Annotated in this window: 16 protein-coding genes; 12 read left to right on the forward strand and 4 right to left on the reverse strand. The window is 65.0% G+C overall.

Translation table 11 applies throughout. From position 1 onward, the window contains the following. Positions 1–103: 103 nt before the first annotated feature. Both GPJ75_RS08795 and GPJ75_RS08800 read right to left on the reverse strand, forming a co-directional pair. The gene (locus GPJ75_RS08795; RefSeq protein ID WP_163267212.1) at positions 104–1114 is read right to left on the reverse strand and encodes a LacI family DNA-binding transcriptional regulator; all 1011 of its coding nucleotides are present in this window, start codon (positions 1112–1114) and stop codon (positions 104–106) included. 101 nt (positions 1115–1215) lie between these two features. Further along, positions 1216–2373, reverse strand: coding sequence for a fumarylacetoacetate hydrolase family protein (locus tag GPJ75_RS08800; protein ID WP_163267214.1), 1158 nt, complete (start codon positions 2371–2373; stop codon positions 1216–1218). Positions 2374–2579: 206 nt separating this feature from the next. On the opposite strand from GPJ75_RS08800, the gene GPJ75_RS08805 reads away from it, so the two are divergent. Continuing rightward, entirely contained in the window at positions 2580–3509 is a 930-nt protein-coding gene (locus GPJ75_RS08805; RefSeq protein WP_163267216.1) for a sugar phosphate isomerase/epimerase family protein, read from the forward strand. 16 nt (positions 3510–3525) lie between these two features. Here GPJ75_RS08805 and GPJ75_RS08810 read toward each other — a convergent pair whose 3' ends face one another. Continuing rightward, on the reverse strand, positions 3526–4440 hold the full coding sequence (locus GPJ75_RS08810) for a response regulator transcription factor (RefSeq protein ID WP_163267218.1): 915 nt from the start codon (positions 4438–4440) through the stop codon (positions 3526–3528). Further along, positions 4433–7792: a hybrid sensor histidine kinase/response regulator gene (locus GPJ75_RS08815; protein ID WP_163267220.1), complete on the reverse strand. Its 3360-nt coding sequence runs from the start codon at positions 7790–7792 to the stop codon at positions 4433–4435. The genes GPJ75_RS08810 and GPJ75_RS08815 overlap by 8 nt, the downstream gene beginning before the upstream one ends. A gap of 323 nt (positions 7793–8115) precedes the next feature. On the opposite strand from GPJ75_RS08815, the gene urtA reads away from it, so the two are divergent. The 11 genes from urtA (at position 8116) to GPJ75_RS08870 (ending at position 18234) form a co-directional block, all read left to right on the forward strand. Then, the gene (gene urtA / locus GPJ75_RS08820; RefSeq protein ID WP_163267222.1) at positions 8116–9411 is read left to right on the forward strand and encodes an urea ABC transporter substrate-binding protein; all 1296 of its coding nucleotides are present in this window, start codon (positions 8116–8118) and stop codon (positions 9409–9411) included. Between the two features lie 115 nt (positions 9412–9526). Then, positions 9527–11143 (forward strand): urea ABC transporter permease subunit UrtB, encoded by a 1617-nt coding sequence (gene urtB, locus GPJ75_RS08825; RefSeq protein WP_163267224.1) that lies wholly within the window; start codon positions 9527–9529, stop codon positions 11141–11143. Continuing rightward, a complete protein-coding gene (gene urtC / locus GPJ75_RS08830) occupies positions 11140–12300 on the forward strand; it encodes an urea ABC transporter permease subunit UrtC (RefSeq protein ID WP_163267226.1) in 1161 nt (386 codons plus the stop codon). The genes urtB and urtC overlap by 4 nt, the downstream gene beginning before the upstream one ends. A 9-nt stretch (positions 12301–12309) precedes the next feature. Continuing rightward, positions 12310–13059 carry an urea ABC transporter ATP-binding protein UrtD gene (gene urtD, locus GPJ75_RS08835; protein WP_163267228.1) on the forward strand — a complete coding sequence of 250 codons (750 nt, stop codon included), beginning with the start codon at positions 12310–12312 and terminating at the stop codon, positions 13057–13059. A 2-nt stretch (positions 13060–13061) separates the two neighbouring features. After that, complete coding sequence (gene urtE, locus GPJ75_RS08840) at positions 13062–13766, forward strand: urea ABC transporter ATP-binding subunit UrtE (RefSeq protein WP_163267230.1); 705 nt, start codon at positions 13062–13064, stop codon at positions 13764–13766. A 24-nt stretch (positions 13767–13790) separates the two neighbouring features. Then, the gene (locus tag GPJ75_RS08845) at positions 13791–14618 is read left to right on the forward strand and encodes an urease accessory protein UreD (protein WP_163267232.1); all 828 of its coding nucleotides are present in this window, start codon (positions 13791–13793) and stop codon (positions 14616–14618) included. Between the two features lie 18 nt (positions 14619–14636). Beyond that, positions 14637–14939, forward strand: a complete 303-nt coding sequence (locus GPJ75_RS08850) for an urease subunit gamma (protein ID WP_159590232.1) — start codon at positions 14637–14639, stop codon at positions 14937–14939. A 25-nt stretch (positions 14940–14964) separates the two neighbouring features. Continuing rightward, positions 14965–15555 (forward strand): HupE/UreJ family protein, encoded by a 591-nt coding sequence (locus GPJ75_RS08855; protein ID WP_163267234.1) that lies wholly within the window; start codon positions 14965–14967, stop codon positions 15553–15555. Between the two features lie 25 nt (positions 15556–15580). Next, the gene (locus tag GPJ75_RS08860) at positions 15581–15886 is read left to right on the forward strand and encodes an urease subunit beta (RefSeq protein ID WP_163267236.1); all 306 of its coding nucleotides are present in this window, start codon (positions 15581–15583) and stop codon (positions 15884–15886) included. After that, positions 15886–17595: an urease subunit alpha gene (gene ureC / locus GPJ75_RS08865; protein WP_163267238.1), complete on the forward strand. Its 1710-nt coding sequence runs from the start codon at positions 15886–15888 to the stop codon at positions 17593–17595. Before GPJ75_RS08860 ends, ureC begins: the two co-directional genes overlap by 1 nt. A 30-nt stretch (positions 17596–17625) precedes the next feature. Next, the gene (locus tag GPJ75_RS08870; protein WP_163267240.1) at positions 17626–18234 is read left to right on the forward strand and encodes a LysE family translocator; all 609 of its coding nucleotides are present in this window, start codon (positions 17626–17628) and stop codon (positions 18232–18234) included. The last annotated feature ends 24 nt before the right edge of the window (positions 18235–18258 follow it).

The following is an 18258-nucleotide window of genomic DNA, read 5'->3' on the forward strand; positions in this document are numbered from 1 at the left end:
TCGGGCGCGAGATTATGAGACCAAGCACAATTTGCAATAACGCAAATTTTGCAATCAACGACTGCGTAGCTGGAGATATCGAGCCGGCTTGAAAGCAAGCTCCCTACGAGCCCACGTGCCGGATCGTCTGCCCCTCCACCGGCGTGACGCCGATCTCCAGCTGCTGCACGGCGGTCTCGCCTTCCATCTGCCGGATGAGCAGGCGGATGGCGCCGCGGCCGATGGCCTCGCGGTCGACGCGCATCGTCGATAGCCGAGGGCTCGTCATTGCGGCGAGCGGCAGGTCGTCGAAGCCGACGATGGAGAAGGTCTCCGGAAGCACGCCGCTACCGCCATGCAGCCCCTCGATGATCTCGACGGCGGCGAGATCGTTCCAGGAGAAAAGCGCCGTCACGCCGTAGCGATCGGCAAGGATGTCCTGGGCCAGCTCGCCAGGGCTGCGCTCGCCGGTGCTCAGCACCACGGCCTCCGCATCGGCGGTTGCGGCCATGGCGGTCTCGAAGCCGCGGCGGCGCTCGAGAATGGTCGGCCGCAGGCCGTGCGTATAGTGCAGGATGCGGCGGTGGCCGGCGTCCAGCAGGCGCTGCGTGGCGAGATGGGCGCCGTAGAAATTGGCGGGCGCGACAGAGCTCAATCGCATCAAGGGATCGGTGCCGTTGACCAGCACGGTGGGAACGGCTTTCTCGACGCACCAGGAGACCAGCCCTTCCCAGGCATCGATGCCCGCCAAAAGCACACCATTAGCTTCCGACTGCGTGAGATGACGTTCGATGAGTTCGAGGGGCACCTGGGCTTCGTTCACCAACCGTACGTCGAGCGCCAACCCCGCCTCCTCGGCCGCCGCGCGCATGCCCTCGGCGATGCCCACATAGAAACCGGACATGCCGCTGGTGGCGCCGCCCAGCGGCACCAACGCGACGGCTCGCCGGTCGAGATTGACGACGCCGGTGTGCTTGCTCTTGTAGCCGAGCGCGCGGGCGACCTTGTGCACGTCGCGCCGCACCGTCTCGCTGACCCCCGCCTCGTTGGTGAGCGCCCGCGACACGGTGCTCACCGACACGCCCAGACGGGCCGCGATATCGGCCTGGTTGGGGCGCCGGGGGGTTATGGTCATGGGTGCTCCGCCTCGTGCAAAGGAGGTTTTCCCCTCTTACGCAAGTTTTGCGTTTTTTGAAAGCGGGAATGCGGCTGGCGAAGCGCGGGTGGTTTTACTCCTCACAAAAGGCCGCGCCCGGCGAGGTTGCGCATGAGGGCGGCGGTGCCGAAGGTCCATTCGGGGCATTCGGTGGACAGGCGAACCGTATTGACGAGCCGGCCCAGATGCCGCTCCGAGATGGTGACCACATCGCCATTCTTGTGCGTAAACCCCTGTCCCGGCGCATCGCGGTCCTCGACCGGGGCGAAGAGCGTTCCCAGGAACAGGACGAAGCCGTCGGGATACTGGTGATGCCGGCCGATGGTCTGGGAGACCAGGTCGAGCGGGTCGCGGCTGATCTCGCTCATGGAGCTTTGGCCCTTGAGCACGAAGCCGTCCTCGCCCTCGACACCGAGTTCCAGCTCCGCGGCGCGCACGTCTTTGATGCCATAGCTGCGGTCGAAGAGACGAATGAAAGGACCGATGGCGCAGGAAGCGTTGTTGTCCTTTGCCTTGCCGAGAAGCAGGGCGGAGCGGCCTTCCACGTCGCGCAGGTTCACATCGTTGCCGAGCGTGGCCCCTTTCACAACGCCTCGGCTGTCGACGGCCAGCACCACCTCCGGCTCGGGGTTGTTCCAATGCGAGACCGGGTGCAGACCGACGGCCGCGCCCCAGCCGACCGCCGACATGGGTTGGCCTTTCGTGAAGACCTCGGCATCAGGTCCGATACCGACCTCGAGATATTGCGACCACACACCCTCCTCCATGAGGGCCTGCTTCACGCGCTCGGCCTCGGGCGAGCCCGGCACGAGGCTCTGGAGGCTCGTGCCGATGATGGCACCCGCCCGCTCCCGGATCGCCGCCGCCTTGGCGGGATCGCCGGCGGCCTTCTCCTCGATGACGCGCTCGATCATCGAACGCGCGAAGGTGACGCCGCACGCCTTTACGGCCTGCAAGTCGCACGGGGCGAGGAGGTGAAGGCGGTCGGCCGCGCCTTTTCCTTCGGCCGACATCTGGGCGATCTCCTCCAGCGAGCCGAGATCCTCGCCTTCGGCACCGCCCACGAGGGAAGCCGGGTCGTCGAACTCCATCACGTCGCGCATCGTCGGGGTCGCGCGCGACGTGATGTCGACCAGCCGCCCCTCGCGCAGCACCACCAGCGCCGGCCCCTGCACATCCGGCCGCCACACCCGCCCGACAAACAGGCCCCGCTCCATCTCGTCCCGCTCGATAATCATCGCCTCGCCTCTTCTCCAGGAATCGCACTTCGCGAGACCTTAGAGCAGGACGTGCCTGGATGGAATCGGCCAGGTGGAATCGGAAGGAGCATGAACGCCCGACCGCACCGATTTCCGTGAAATGTCTTCCATTGTCAGACCACTGACACATACGCTGATCAATCTCCGCGACAATGTAGCTGCGCCTGAAGAGAAGGAGCAAGAAGGTGCTGTCGAACGGGATCACGGGAACCGGCATTTCCGCGCGCAAGCGCGCCAACGACCTCAGCGATTTCGCCGATGAACTCAACGCAATCGAGGAGCTCGGCGTCGAGGCGGTCGAACTCCCGCTCTTCGACATGGACGTCGTGGTTGGTGGCCGCATCCGCAAGGCGCAGCTCGATGCCCTCAAACATGCCTGCGCCGGGCGCAAGCTCGTCTACTCGGTGCACGGTCCCCTTTCCATCAACTTCATGGACGAAGCCTGGCGCCTGCCGCGTCATCTGGAAGTGCTGGAGGCCTCCGTCGAGGCCAGTGCGGCGATTGGGGCCGAGCACTATGTCGTCCATTCGGGCCTGGTCCGCGCGCAACAGGCCGCAAGCATCGAGGCGGCGTACGGGCGGCAGCGCGAATGGCTGTCGCGGGCCGGAGACATCGCCGCCGGCCACGGCCTGATCCTCTGCGTCGAAACGCTCTTCGGAGGCTACGACGGGCAGGTTCATGCCTCCTCCCCGGCGCGGCTGGCGACCGAATTGACCGCTATCGACCATCCCAACGTGCTCGCCACGCTCGACTTCAGCCATGCTTATCTGAAGCTCGATTTCGACGGCCGCCGGGAGGACTTCCTCGACGAGATCAAGGCGCTCGCCCCCTGGGCGCGCCATCTGCACATCCACGACAGCTTCGGCCGCCAGGACGACATATGGATGTTCACCGAAGGCGAGCGCCTCGCCTATGGGCACGGCGATCTGCATCTGCCGGTGGGGTGGGGCGACATTCCGTGGGAGGCGATCGTAGCCGAGTGCCGTTTCCCGCAAGGGGTGCTGTTCAACATCGAGTTGAAGGAGCGCTACTGGTACGCCGCGCGGGAGACCGTCGAGGCCACCAAGGCGCTCGCTGCCGCGGCCCGGACATTCAAGCGGGCGCGGGCGGCATAGGGATTAGGCAGAGCGCTCAGGTCAGCACGTGCATTGCCTTGACGGCAGCCGAGGCACGGTTCTCGACGCCCAGCTTCACGTAAATCTGCTCGAGATGCTTGTTCACCGTGCGTGGGCTCAGCTTCAGGACGTCGGCGATGTCGCGGTTGGTTTTGCCTCGGGCAATCCACACCAGCACTTCGCTTTCCCGGAGCGTCAGGCCGAAATGCTGGCGCAGCGTCTCCTCTTCCTTGGCGCCGCCCTGGGAGACTAGGCGGAAGAGATGCTCGTCAGGGGCGATCATGCCGAGACACACGAGTTGCAGATCGCTCGAATCGGCAAGCCTCAGCGTCAGGCTTTCGCCGGTGAGCGCCGCCGGGTCGCGCCCGCCGAACCATTGACGCATCCGCTCTTGAAGCGCCGTAAGCACTCCCTCGCCGGCCTCAGGCGCGTTGAGGAGCCTGTTCGCCTGCGGCGTCGACCAATGCACCTCACCCGTCGACGACAGTGCGATCAGATGCCTTCCCGCCGCATCCAGCGCCACACGCGCGCTCTGCGTGCGCCGCGCATTGGCCAGATGCACGCGCATGCGCGCACGCATCTCCTCCAGGTTGATGGGTTTGGTAAGGTAGTCCACGCCGCCCGATTCCAGCGCGTGCACCACGTGTTCGGTCTCCGTCAGTGCTGTCATGAAGATAACCGGGACATGCGCCGTGCCCGGCAGCGCCTTGAGCCGGCGGCACGTCTCGAAGCCGTCGAGGCCGGGCATCATGGCATCCATGAGCACGACGTCCGGTGTCACCTTCCCGGCGATGCTCAAGGCTGCCTCGCCGCTGGTGGAAACCAGCACGGTGATGCCCTCCTCTTCCAGCGCACGCGTAAGGAAGCCCAGCGCCTCGGGTGAATCATCGACGACCAGAACGATCTCCCCTTCCGGGATTACGTCACTCATGCTCGCTCACGCTTTCCAGAAGCTTGGTGTAGCCGGCAAAGTCGTAGACTTCCATATGCGCCCTCAAACGCTCGACCAATGGTGTGTTCTCGGGCGTGGCCCCAAGCTCCGTCAGCTTGCGGTCGATGCCGCGCACATGGCCGATCTTGCCGAGGCTCAGAAGCTCACGCACATGGCCCGCGCCGGGTGAGCAGAGCCCATTGCCCTCGGCGGCAGGCACCGGCGTCTCCACCCCCTCGATCCATTCGAGCCGTAGTTGTGCGGCGATCTTTTCGAGCAGTTGGCGCAGGCCGAAGGGCTTTGCCAGGGCGTCGTTGTGACCGGCGTCGCGGTTGGTCTTGGCGATGTCATCACCAATATTGGCCGACAGCATGACGATGGGGGCGGAGAAGCCCTTCTCGCGCAGCCGCTCGACCAGCTCCCAGCCCGTCATGCCGGGCATGAGAATGTCGACGAAAACGAGGTCCGGCCGCGCGCTTTCGATCATCGTCAGGCAGTCCGGTCCGTCGACGGCGGTAAACACCGTGAAGTCGAGCGGCTGCAGCATCTGCCGCATCATCTCGCGGTGCTCGGCATTATCGTCCACCACCATGACCGTACGGCGCGCGCCTCTGTAGCCCTTGACGATGAGATCCTGCGCGGCGAAAGCCGCCGGCCGGTCGACCTTGGCGAGCATCAGGCGCACCTGGAAGGTCGAACCCACTCCCGGGGCGCTTTCGACCGTGATTTCGCCCCCCAGCGTCTCCGTCAGGAGCCTGGTGATGGTGAGGCCGAGGCCAAGCCCCGGTGACAGGCGGTTGCGCTCGGCCGGGCCGCGCACGAAGGGCTCGAAGACATGTTCCAGATCGCTCTCGCCGATGCCGGGGCCGCTGTCGGCGACCCGGAAGGTGGCCACCTCCGAACGGTAGCCGACCGTGAAGTCGACATGGCCGCTGTCGGTGAACTTGATGGCGTTGGAAAGAAGGTTGACGAGGATTTGCCTCAGCCGCTTCTCGTCCGTACGCACATATTGCGGCAGGCCCGGATCGCGCTTGTGCTGGAAGGCCAACCCCTTAGCCTCGGCCTGCAGGCGGAACATGCCGACGATCTGGTCGAGGAAATCGTACAGGTTGATCTCGTTGGAATAGACCTGCAGCCGCCCCGTCTCGATCTTTGAGATGTCGAGCAGGCCATCGATCAGGCCCGACAGATGCTCGGCGCTGCGCCGAATGACGCTGATCGAGGAGCGCCAGGGAGCGGGCGCCGCCGCCTCCCGCTCCAATATCTGAGCGTAACCCAGGACGGCGTTGAGCGGCGTGCGCAGCTCATGCGAAAGACCGACGACATAGCGGCTCTTGGCCCGATTGGCCGCTTCCGCCTTCTCCTTGGCCATCTGCAATGCGGCATCGGTCTTCCGGTGCGCCGAGATTTCCCTCAGGAGAAGCGTGTTCTGCCGCGCACTCTCCTCCTCGGCTATCCTGCGGCTGTCGTGCGCGAGCACCAGGAACCAGGCGACGATGCCGGCGACCACCGAGAAGGCGAAAAAGACCACGAGGATCGTTCCGCCCACCACATCCGCCGTCTCCGGCGCGACCTTCGTGGCGAAGGAGTAGACCAGTGCCAGGATGGCGCCGAGGAGCGCCACGGCAAACACCATCGCCATGCCGAACTTGCCGAGCCGCGTCTGCAACTTTTCCACCGCCAGGGCCGGCAGCAGGCTCTCTGCAAGGGTCATGGCCTGCGCCCTGGCATTGGCCTTAGGCTTGCACAGATCGTGGCAGCGCGCATCGAGCGAGCAGCACAGCGAGCATATCGGCGCGGCGTAGGCCGGGCACCAGGCCATGTCCTCCGGCTCGAACGGGTGCTCGCAGATGGAGCAGGTGATCGCTCCCTTGCCGGCCCAGGCCCTGCGCGGCTTGCGCGCCAGATAGTATTTGCCGCCGGTAGCATAGGCGATGGCCGGGGCTGCGATGAAGGCCGTCACGAGAGCGATATAGGGAGCAAGCGCCGCGGCCATCTGGCCGAAGGCGCCGAAATGCGCCGCGAGCGCGATACCCGCCGAAAGTGACATGGAGCCGAGGCCGACGGGGTTGATGTCGTAGAGATGCGCGCGCTTGAACTCGATGCCGGGCGGGGCAAGCCCCAGCGGCTTGTTGACGAAGAGATCGGCCGAGACCGTGCACAGCCACGCCATGGCGACGATGGAGAAGATGGCGAGGGTCGCTTCCAGAAGCCGGTATATGCCGAGCTCCATCAGGAGGAGCGCGATAGCGACGTTGAAGACCAGCCAGACCACGCGGCCGGGGTGGCTGTGGGTGAGGCGCGAGAAGAAATTCGACCAGGCGAGCGAGCCCGCATAGGCGTTCATCACATTGATCTTGAGCTGCGAGACGACGACGAAGATCGCCATCAACACCAGCGCCAGGGTTTCGTTGGGGATCATATAGCCGAATGCCGCGGCATACATCTCCGCCGGTTCCGACGCATGCTCGGGCGCAACGCCGGTCGAAAGCACCAGAACGGCAAGGAACGAGCCCGCCAGAAGCTTTGGCGCGCCGACCAGCACCCAGCCGGGGCCGGCGAGAAAGACGCCAAGGCGGTAACGCTTACGCTTTTCGCCATCGGCCGGCAGGAAGCGCAGGAAATCGACCTGCTCGCCGATCTGCGTCATCAGTGCCAGGATGACGGCCGACGCCGCGCCGAACTTCGCCACCTCCAGCGCGGAGATACTGCCCGGCACCTCGTGGATACCGGGGAAGGCGCGCCACAGGTCGAACTTCTCCCAATCGAGCCAGGCGATGAAGAGGAAGGGCAGGATGTTGAGCACGATCCAGACAGGCTGGGTGAGAAGCTGGAAGCGGCTGATAAGCTTCACCCCGTGGGTGACCAGCGGGATCACCACCACGGCACTGATGATGTAGCCGATCCATGGCGGAATGCCGAAGGCGAGCCTGAGCGCGCCTGTCATGATCGAGGCCTCGATGGCAAAGAGGATGAAGGTGAAGCTCGCATAGACCAGCGAGGTGACGGTCGAGCCTATATAGCCGAAACCCGCACCGCGCGTCAGAAGATCGATGTCGAGGCCGTGGCGTGTGGCATAACGCGAGATCGGCACGCCGACCGCCAGGATGGCGATACTGGCGACGACGATGGCGGCGATCGCATTGGCGGTGCCGTAGGAGAGCGTGATCGCCCCGCCGATCGCCTCCAGCGCCAGAAAGGAAATGGCGCCGATGGCCGTTTGCGAGATGCGCTGGCTGGAAAAGCGCCGGGCGCTCTTCGCCGTGAAGCGCAGCGCATAGTCCTCCAGCGTCTGGTTGGCGACCCAGCGGTTATATTCGCGCCTGATAGGAAGAATCCGCTGCCGCGCCATTGCCTTGTTCTAACGTCCCCCTGTGGCAACCCTTGAGCCGGCGCGCCTTCTTTACCTGTTCAACTATGGTGCCGGCGTGGGGCCGCTTGCCCCCTGGCCCACCCTAGATGACTACTTTTTCATCAATTCTGCAATATGCCAAAAAATTGTGCGCTTCTCTTCCAGCCGGGAACGCCGCGGAAACCGGGTCTTTCGCGCCCGGAGCAACCCTCCCCGCCGGTTCACCTACGTTGTTCGACGTATAGGAGGCGTGTGCTCATGATTGCAAACTTCCCCCGGCCCGACCTTTCGGCCCAATCGATCTTTCGCAGGGGAACATCAAGATGAGCACCAGATTTACCCGCCGCGCGGTTCTCGCAGCGGCTCTCGCCGGCTCCGTGAGCCTTTCCGCAGGCATCTCTTACGCACAGGAGGAGACCATCAAGGTCGGCGTCCTGCATTCGCTCTCGGGCACCATGGCGATCTCCGAGACGACGCTGAAGGACACGATGCTCTTCCTCATCGACGAGCAGAACAAGAAGGGCGGGCTTCTCGGCAAGAAGCTCGAGGCGGTCGTCGTCGACCCCGCCTCCGACTGGCCGCTCTTCGCCGAGAAGGCGCGTGAGTTGATTTCCGTCGACGAGGTTGCTGCCGTGTTCGGCTGCTGGACGTCGGTCAGCCGCAAGTCCGTCCTCCCGGTCTTCGAGGAGCTGAACTCGATCCTCTTCTACCCCGTTCAGTACGAGGGCGAGGAGAGCCAGCGCAACGTCTTCTACACGGGTGCGGCCCCCAACCAGCAGGCCATCCCCGCCGTCGACTACCTGATGAACGAGGAAGGCGTGGAGCGTTGGGTGCTGGCGGGCACGGACTACGTCTACCCGCGCACGACCAACAAGATCCTCGAGCAATACCTGATGGATAAGGGTGTGGCCGCCGAGGACATCATGATCAATTACACGCCCTTCAGCCATTCCGATTGGCAGACGATCGTCTCCGATATCAAGGCCTTCGGCTCGGCGGGCAAGAAGACGGCGGTGGTCTCCACCATCAACGGTGACGCCAATGTGCCGTTCTACAAGGAGCTCGCCAACCAAGGTATCGCGGCGGAAGACATCCCCGTCGTCGCCTTCTCGGTCGGCGAGGAGGAGCTTGCCGGCATCGACACGGAGCCGCTGGTGGGGCATCTGGCCGCCTGGAACTACTTCCAGTCCGTCGACACGCCAGAGAACGAGGAGTTCATCGCCAAGTGGCGCGAGTTCATCGGCGACGAGGACCGCGTGACCAACGATCCGATGGAAGCCCATGTGGTCGGTTTCAACCTGTGGGTCCAGGCGGTCGAGAAGGCCGGCACGACCGACACCGATGCGGTGCTCGACGCCATCATCGGGCTGGAAACGCCGAACCTTACCGGCGGCATCGCCAAGATGCTCCCGAACCACCACATCACCAAGCCGGTGTTGATCGGCGAGATCCAGGACGACGGCCAGTTCGAGGTGGTGTGGGAGACGGAAGAGGTGGTGCCGGGTGACGCCTGGTCGGACTTCCTGCCCGAATCGAAGATGATCGAGGCGGATTGGACCGCGCCGATCAGCTGCGGAAACTACAACACCGAGACGAAGAGCTGCGGTGGGGCGAGCTGACCGGCCGGGGCGCGGCGAAGGCCGCGCCCCTTCACGCCCCCTCTGGCCTGACGGCCATCTCCCGCGAGGGGTGCGAAAGAGCAAAAGCATCCCCGCAGCGGTGGATACCAAGACGATGCACCCGACCCGTCTCATCTCGAAGCTCCTCATCGCGCTTGCGCTATTGATTGCAGTAGCACCCGGCGCCTTCGCCCAAGATGTCGAATCCCTCGTCAGCGCCCTGCCCGAGGGCGACTATTCGGACCGCGAGAAGGTGATTTTCGATCTCGCCGCCACCGGCGACGAACGCGTGGCGGGGCTGCTCAACGCACTGGGCGAAGGCGACCTCTACGTGCGTGAAGAAGATGGCCGCGTGATCGTTGGCAAGCGCTCAGGCCGCAACTATACGCTGACCGACGCGCTCACCGGCGAAGAGCTGGGCACCGCCCCTTCCTCTGCGCTGGAAAAAATCCGCGTCAACAACCGGCTGCGCCGCGCTGTCCGCAGCGCCATCGGGCAACTGACGTTGATGAGCCCCAGCCCCTCGGTGCGCCTCAGGGCCGCGCGCAGCCTCTTGAGAAACGCCGATCCCGATTCCCTGGAACTATTGGACACGGCACTCGCCGCCGAAACAGACCCGCAGGTGAAGACGATGATGGAGACGGCCCGTGCCGGCATCATCGTCAAGACAGATGCCGGCATCGAGGAGAAGGTGGCCGCCATCGACCTCCTTGCCGCGCGGGGAGACCGCGAAGCGCTGGCGATGCTGACGGGCGCGCGCTCCTCCGCCGCGCCCGAGCTTCAGCCGGTCATCGAACGCGGCATCGCCGGCATCGAGCGCGAGCTTGCCATGTGGGACGGATTGCAGAACGTCTGGTACGGGCTGTCGCTCGGCTCCGTGCTCCTTCTGGCGGCCATCGGCCTTGCCATCACCTTCGGCGTGATGGGTGTCATCAACATGGCCCATGGCGAGATCGTCATGCTGGGCGCCTACACCACTTTCGCGGTGCAGCAGGTGATCCGCACCTCCTTCCCCGGCCTTTTCGACTATTCGCTGGCCATCGCCCTGCCCCTCGCTTTCCTGGTCACGGCGCTCGTCGGCATCGCCATCGAGCGCGGCATCATCCGCTGGCTCTACGGCAGGCCGCTCGAAACACTGCTTGCCACCTGGGGCCTCAGCCTGATCCTGCAGCAGACCGTGCGCACCATCTTCGGCCCCAACAACCGCGAGGTCGGGAACCCTTCCTGGATGTCCGGCGCCTTCGATCTCGCCGGCCTGTCGATCACCTGGAACCGGCTGTGGATCATCGTCTTCGCGCTCGTGGTCTTCGCCGTCCTCCTCGCCGTACTCAACCGCACGCCGCTTGGCCTGCAGATGCGCGCTGTGACCCAGAACCGTCGCATGGCCTCTTCCATGGGCATCCGCACCCCCTGGGTAGACGCCATGACCTTCGGTCTTGGCTCCGGCATCGCCGGCATGGCGGGCGTCGCGCTCTCGCAGATCGACAACGTCTCGCCCAATCTCGGCCAGAGCTACATCATCGACAGCTTCATGGTTGTCGTCTTCGGCGGTGTCGGTAACCTGTGGGGCACGCTGGTGGGGGCGCTGACGCTGGGCGTTGCCAACAAGTTCCTGGAGCCTTACGCCGGCGCCGTGCTCGCCAAGATTTTCATTCTCGTCTTCATCATTCTCTTCATCCAGCGGCGCCCGCGCGGATTGTTCGCGCTCAAGGGCCGGGCGGTGGACGCATGATCACGAAAACGCTCCTGCGCGCCTTCGATGGCAAGGCCATATGGGTGGTGGCGATCCTCATCGCGATCGCCGTCGCCGTGCCTGCCTCCAACCTCTATCTGCCCGTCGGCCACCCGCTGCGCGTGCCCAATCACTTCGTGCCGCTGCTCGGAAAATACCTCACTTACGCCATGCTGGCGTTGGCGCTCGACCTAGTCTGGGGCTACTGCGGCATCCTCTCCCTCGGCCACGGGGCCTTCTTCGCCTTCGGCGGCTACGCCATGGGCATGTACCTCATGCGCCAGATCGGCGACCGCGGCGTCTATGCCAACCCCGTCCTGCCCGATTTCATGGTGTTCCTGAACTATCAGGAACTGCCGTGGTTCTGGTACGGCTTCGACATGTTCTGGTTCGCCGCCATCATGGTCGTGCTCGTGCCGGGGGTGCTCGCCTTCGTCTTCGGCTGGTTCGCCTTCCGCTCCCGCGTGACGGGCGTCTATCTCTCCATCATCACCCAGGCGATGACCTACGCGCTGCTCCTGGCCTTCTTCCGCAACGACATGGGCTTCGGCGGCAACAACGGCCTGACAGACTTCAAGGACATCCTCGGCGCGCCCCTCCAGGCAGGCTCGACGCGGGCCGCCCTCTTCGCCGCCTCGGCCATTGCCCTGGCGCTGTCCTTCATCGTCTGCTCGGCCATCGTGCGCTCGAAACTCGGCAAGGTGCTGGTCGCCGTGCGCGATGCGGAAAGCCGCACACGCTTCCTCGGCTACCGCGTCGACAACTACAAGCTCTTCGCCTTCACCGCCTCGGCCGTCATCGCCGGCATCGCCGGCGCACTCTACGTGCCACAGGTGGGCATCATCAATCCGGGCGAGTTCGCGCCGGCCAACTCCATCGAGATCGTCATCTGGACCGCCGTCGGTGGGCGCGGGACGCTCATCGGACCGATCGTCGGCGCGGTACTGGTGAACGCAGGTAAGTCCTGGTTCACCGGGGTCTTCCCCGAGTTCTGGCTGTTCGCTCTGGGCGGGCTCTTCGTCGCCGTCACGCTGTTCTTGCCCAAGGGTATCGTCGGTGCGCTGGCGCAGGGATGGACGGCTCTGAAGGCGCAGCGCGTTTCAGCGCAGGCGGAGGACGGCAGCGATGCCGCGCCCGAACCCTCGCCAGCGGAGTAGGTGTCGTCCATGGATCAGAACCATCCCCCTCTCCTCTATCTCGACGGCGTCTCCGTCTCCTTCGACGGTTTCAAGGCCATCAACAACCTGTCGCTGATCGTCCAGCACGGCGAGCTCCAGGCCATCATCGGCCCCAACGGCGCCGGCAAGACGACCATGATGGACATCATAACCGGCAAGACACGGCCGGACGAGGGCGAGGTCTTCTTCGCCGGCGATGTGGACCTAACGCGGCTCGACGAGGCGGCCATAGCCGAACTGGGGATCGGCCGGAAATTCCAGAAACCCACCGTCTTCGAAAGCCACACGGTGTGGGACAATCTGGAACTAGCGCTCAAGAAGCCGCGCGACGTCTTCTCCGCCTGGTTCTACCACCCCTCCAAAGAAGACGTGGGGCGCCTGGAAGACATCCTCGCCACCATCCGGCTGACGGAGCGCCGCGAGGAACGCGCCGCGAACCTCAGCCACGGGCAGAAGCAATGGCTGGAGATCGGCATGCTGCTCGCCCAGGACCCGAAGCTGCTCCTCGTCGACGAGCCGGTGGCCGGCATGACCGATGCCGAGACGGTGGAAACGGCGAAGCTTCTGAGGGAGATCGCCAAGTCCCGCTCAGTCGTCGTGATCGAGCATGACATGAGCTTCATCCGTGATCTTGCCGCGCGCGTTACCGTGCTGGCCGAGGGATCCGTGCTGGCCCAGGGCAGCCTCGACCACGTGAGCGCCGACCCGCGCGTCATCGAAAGCTATCTGGGGAGGTGAGGATGGCAACGGCACTCGCCGTCGACGGGATCGATCTTTACTACGGCGCCGCGCGGGCGCTGAAATCGGTGAGCGTGGAAGCCGCCCCCGCCGCCATCACCGCTGTCCTCGGCCGCAACGGGGTGGGAAAGTCCTCGCTGCTCAGGGCTATCGCCGGCGTTCACCCGATCTCCAGGGGCGAGATCCGCTTCGACGGCGCCGCACTCGGCAAGACCCCACCCTACAAGCGCGCCCGCCTCGGCCTCGGCTACGTGCCGCAGGGTCGTGAGATCTTCCCGCTTCTGACGGTGCGGGAGAACCTGCAGACAGGCTTCGCGCCGCTGAAGGCGGGCGAACGCTTTGTTCCCGACACGGTCTTCACCCTCTTTCCGGTGCTGAAAGAGATGCTTTCCCGGCGGGGCGGCGACCTGTCCGGTGGCCAGCAGCAACAGCTGGCCATCGGCAGGGCGCTGGTGACACGGCCCAAGGTGCTGATCCTCGACGAGCCGACGGAGGGCATCCAGCCTTCCATCATCAAGGACATCGGCCGGGCACTGCAATTCCTGCGCGACGAGCTGGGCATGACGATCCTGCTGGTGGAACAGTATCTCGACTTCTGCCGCGAACTGGCCGACAGTATCTACGTCATGGACCGGGGCGAAATCCTCCATTCCGGGCCGGCATCCGATCTCGATAAGCCGGAAGTAAAGCGGCATTTGATGGTTTAGCGGTATGGATATCAAGCGCACGTCATGACCGCCGCCCCACTCCATCTCTCCCCTCCCATGCAGCGCTCGCGCGGTGCCGGCCAGCTTGGCGCCAAGCTGCGCAGCGAAAAAACCTGCCTCGACACCTTTTATCAGGAGGGCTGCTGCAAAATCCGCCTGCCGCGCGGCCACGGTTCGGCGCTGGAGGCAGTGCTGATCAACACCTCGGGCGGCCTCACCGGCGGCGACCGGGTCGAATGGGAAGCCAAAGCGGCGGCGGGCACGAAACTGGTGCTGACCACGCAAGCCTGCGAACGCATCTACCGCTCGACCGGGGATGACGCCCGGGTATCGACGGCGCTGCGCGTCGGCGCCGGCGCGCATGTCGATTGGCTGCCGCAGGAGACAATCCTGTTCGAGGCAAGCCGTCTCGACCGCACACTGACAGTCAACCTGGATGAGGGCGCCACCTTCACCGCGGTCGAGGCCGTGCTTCTCGGCCGCGAGGCAATGGGCGAGGCGGCCCGCTCGGCGCGGCTCAAGGACAGCTGGCGTATCTTTCGCGCAGGCCGGCTCATCCATGCCGAGGCGACGCGGCTCACCGGCGACGATTTCGAGCGTGACGGGCTTTCGCTGCTGTCCGGCCACAACGCCTTCGCCACCCTCCTCGCCGTCACGCCCGATGCCGAGGAGAAGCTGGAGGCGCTGCGGGCGATGATCGCGCCACACGCGCATGCGGCGGCAAGCGCCATCGGCGAACGCCTCATCTTGCGCATTCTCGCCCCTTCGGGTCTTATGTTGCGGCGCACACTCGCGCCGGCCATCGCATTATTGTCAGGCGCCGGCGCCCTGCCCCGCCTGTGGACCATCTAAAACGGAAACGAGACCGCCATGAACCTGACGCCCCGCGAAAAGGACAAGCTGCTGATCGCCATGGCCGCACAAGTTGCCCGCCGCAGACTGGAGCGCGGCGTCAAGCTGAATCATCCCGAGGCGATTGCCCTGATCACCGATTTTGTCGTCGAGGGCGCGCGCGACGGCCGCCCCGTCGCCGAGCTCATGGAAGCCGGCGCCCACGTGATCACCCGTGACCAGGTGATGGAGGGCGTTGCCGAGATGATCCACGACGTCCAGGTCGAGGCCACCTTTCCCGACGGCACCAAGCTCGTCACCGTTCACGAACCCATCCGCTGACCACGAACTCCGAGGGGGACCCCGCATGTTCAAACGTATCGCATTCGCCGCCGCGGCACTTTTCTCCGCCACCGCGCCCGCCTTCGCACACCTGAACCCGGCCGAGCACGGCTCCTTCATGGCCGGCTTCTCGCATCCGCTTTTCGGCCTCGACCATATTCTGGTGATGGTGGCCGTCGGCTTGTGGGCGGCAACGCTCGGGCAGCGCGCGCTGATGCTGGTGCCGGCCGCCTTCGTCGGCACGATGGCCCTCGGCTTCGCCGCCGCCCTTCTCGGCGCGCCGCTGCCGCTGGTGGAGCCGGTGATCCTCGCTTCCGCGGTCTTTGTCGGACTCATGGTAGCGCTTGCCATTCCGTTGCCCCTAGCGGGTGTTGCCGGCGTCGTCGCCTTCTTCGCCTTCTTTCACGGCCATGCCCATGGCGGCGAGCTCGGCACCGCGGGCGCGCTTCCGTTCGCCGCCGGCTTCGCCCTCGCCACCGTGCTCCTGCATACCGCCGGTATCGCGGCGGGCCTCGCCTTCGGCCACCGGCAGAACGACGTCACAGGTGGCACACTGACCCGCATCGCAGGCCTAGCCACGGCGCTGGCGGGTCTGTGGCTGGCCTTCGCCGGCTGACAACTCGAAAAGGAATCAATTTCTCATGATACCGGGCGAAGTCATTACGAAAACGGGCGAAATCGAGCTCAACGCTGGCGCGAAGCAGTTAATGTTGGAGGTGAGCAACACCGGCGACCGGCCTGTGCAGATCGGCTCGCACTACCACTTCTTCGAGGTGAACGAAGCGCTCTCCTTCGACCGCGACAAGGCGCGCGGGATGCGGCTCGACATCGCCGCTGGAACGGCGGTCCGCTTCGAGCCCGGCCAGACGCGCGAGGTGCGGCTGGTGCCGCTTTCCGGCGCGCGCAAGGTGTATGGTTTCCAGCAGAAGATCATGGGAAAGCTCTGATGCCCGCAAAAGTCTCCCGCGCCGCCTATGCCGACATGTATGGCCCCACCACGGGCGATCACGTGCGGCTGGCCGATACCGAGCTTTTCATCGAGGTGGAGAAGGATCTCACCGTCTATGGCGAGGAGGTGAAGTTCGGCGGCGGCAAGGTGATCCGCGACGGCATGGGCCAGAGCCAGGCCTCGCGCGCGGACGGCGCGGTCGATACCGTCATCACCAATGCGCTGATCGTCGACGTGACCGGCATCTACAAGGCCGATGTCGGACTGAGGGACGGCCGCATCGCTGCCATCGGCAAGGCCGGCAATCCGGACACGCAAGCCGGCGTCGACATCGTCATCGGCCCTTCCACCGAAGCCATCGCCGGCGAGGGCAAGATCCTCACGGCTGGCGGCTTCGACGCGCATATTCACTTCATCTGCCCGCAACAGATCGAAGAAGCGCTGATGAGCGGGGTGACCACCATGCTGGGCGGCGGCAGCGGCCCGGCACACGGCACGCTCGCCACCACTTGCACGGGTGCCTGGCATATCGGCCGCATGATCCAGTCCTTCGACGCATTCCCGATGAACATCGGACTTGCCGGCAAGGGCAACGCCTCACTGCCCGCGCCCTTGGAAGAAATGGTTCTGGCCGGCGCCTGTTCGCTCAAGCTGCATGAGGACTGGGGCACCACGCCTGGCGCCATCGACAACTGCCTCAATGTGGCCGACGATTACGACGTGCAGGTGATGATCCACACGGATACGCTCAACGAAAGCGGCTTCGTGGAGAACACGATCCGCGCCTTCAAGAACCGCACTATCCACGCCTATCATACCGAGGGCGCGGGCGGTGGCCACGCACCGGACATCATCAAGGTGTGCGGACTGGAAAACGTCATCCCCTCCTCCACCAACCCGACGCGGCCCTACACGGTGAACACCGTCGCAGAACATCTCGACATGCTGATGGTCTGCCACCATCTCGACGCCTCGATCCCCGAGGACGTGGCCTTTGCCGAGAGCCGCATCCGCAAGGAGACCATCGCCGCGGAAGACATCCTGCACGACATGGGCGCCTTCTCCATCATCGCCTCCGACAGCCAGGCGATGGGCCGCGTCGGCGAGGTCATCATCCGCACCTGGCAGACAGCCGACAAGATGAAGCGCCAGCGCGGCCGACTGCCCGAGGAGACCGGCGACAACGACAATTTCCGCGTCAGGCGCTACATCGCCAAATACACGACCAACCCTGCCGTCGCCCACGGCATGTCGAGGGAAATCGGCTCCATCGAAGTGGGCAAGCGCGCCGACCTCGTGCTCTGGAACCCGGCTTTCTTCGGCGTCAAGCCGGAGATGATCCTTGTCGGCGGCACCATCGCCGCCGCCCCCATGGGCGATCCCAACGCCTCCATCCCCACGCCGCAGCCCATGCACTATCGCCCGATGTTCGGCGCCTACGGCAAGGCGATCTCGGCTTCCTCCGTCACGTTCGTGTCCAGGGCCGCGCTTGAAGACGGGCTGAAGGAGAAGCTGGGTGTCGATAAGGGCATGCTCGCGGTGGAGAACACGCGCGGGCGGATCGGCAAGAAGGCAATGCTGCTGAACGATGCAACACCGCATATCGAGGTCGACCCCGAGACCTACGAGGTGCGCGCCGACGGCACGTTGCTCACCTGCGAGCCGGCGACGGAGCTAGCCATGGCGCAGCGGTATTTCCTGTTTTAACGTCGGGCCTCCAACCAACTGGGACACGCCATGATCGCCTGGTCCATCTTCATCCCCGCCTGCTTCGCGCTCAACTGCGCGCCTGGGCCGAACAACATGCTGGCATTCTCGAATGGCGCGCGGCTGGGCCTCCTCCGCGCCATGGCGGGCGGTTTTGGCCGCATGCCGGCCTTCGCCCTGCTCATCCTGATCACGGTGTTCGGCCTCGGCGCCGTGCTCGCCACCTCCGCCACAGCCTTCACGATCATCAAATTCGTCGGCGCTGCCTATCTCGTCTATGTCGGCATCCAGTTCTGGCGCAAGGCGCGGGTGCTAGCCGCGGCGCAGTCCGAGGAATCGGCCATAAGGCTCTTGATGCGGCGGGACTTCCTCATCGCCATCTCAAATCCCAAGGCAATCGCCGTCTTCACCGCCTTCTTCCCGCAGTTCATCACGGCCCCGGCCCCGGCCTGGAGCCAGCTCGCGGCAATGGGCGCCGTCTTTCTCCTCCTCGAGGTGGTCGCTGTCCTTCTCTACGTCGTGGCCGGCGTGCTTCTCGGTAAGCTGCTGAAATCGGGCCGCGTGTTCGTGCATCTGAACCGCCTGGTCGGCGGCGTCCTGATCGCCTCCGGCGCCTCCATGGCACTTTCGCGGCACTGACCGCAAAAGCCTCGGCTTTCTCCG

The sequence above is a fragment of the Chelativorans alearensis genome (assembly GCF_010993735.1).
Classification (GTDB): Bacteria; Pseudomonadota; Alphaproteobacteria; order Rhizobiales; family Rhizobiaceae; genus Chelativorans; species Chelativorans alearense.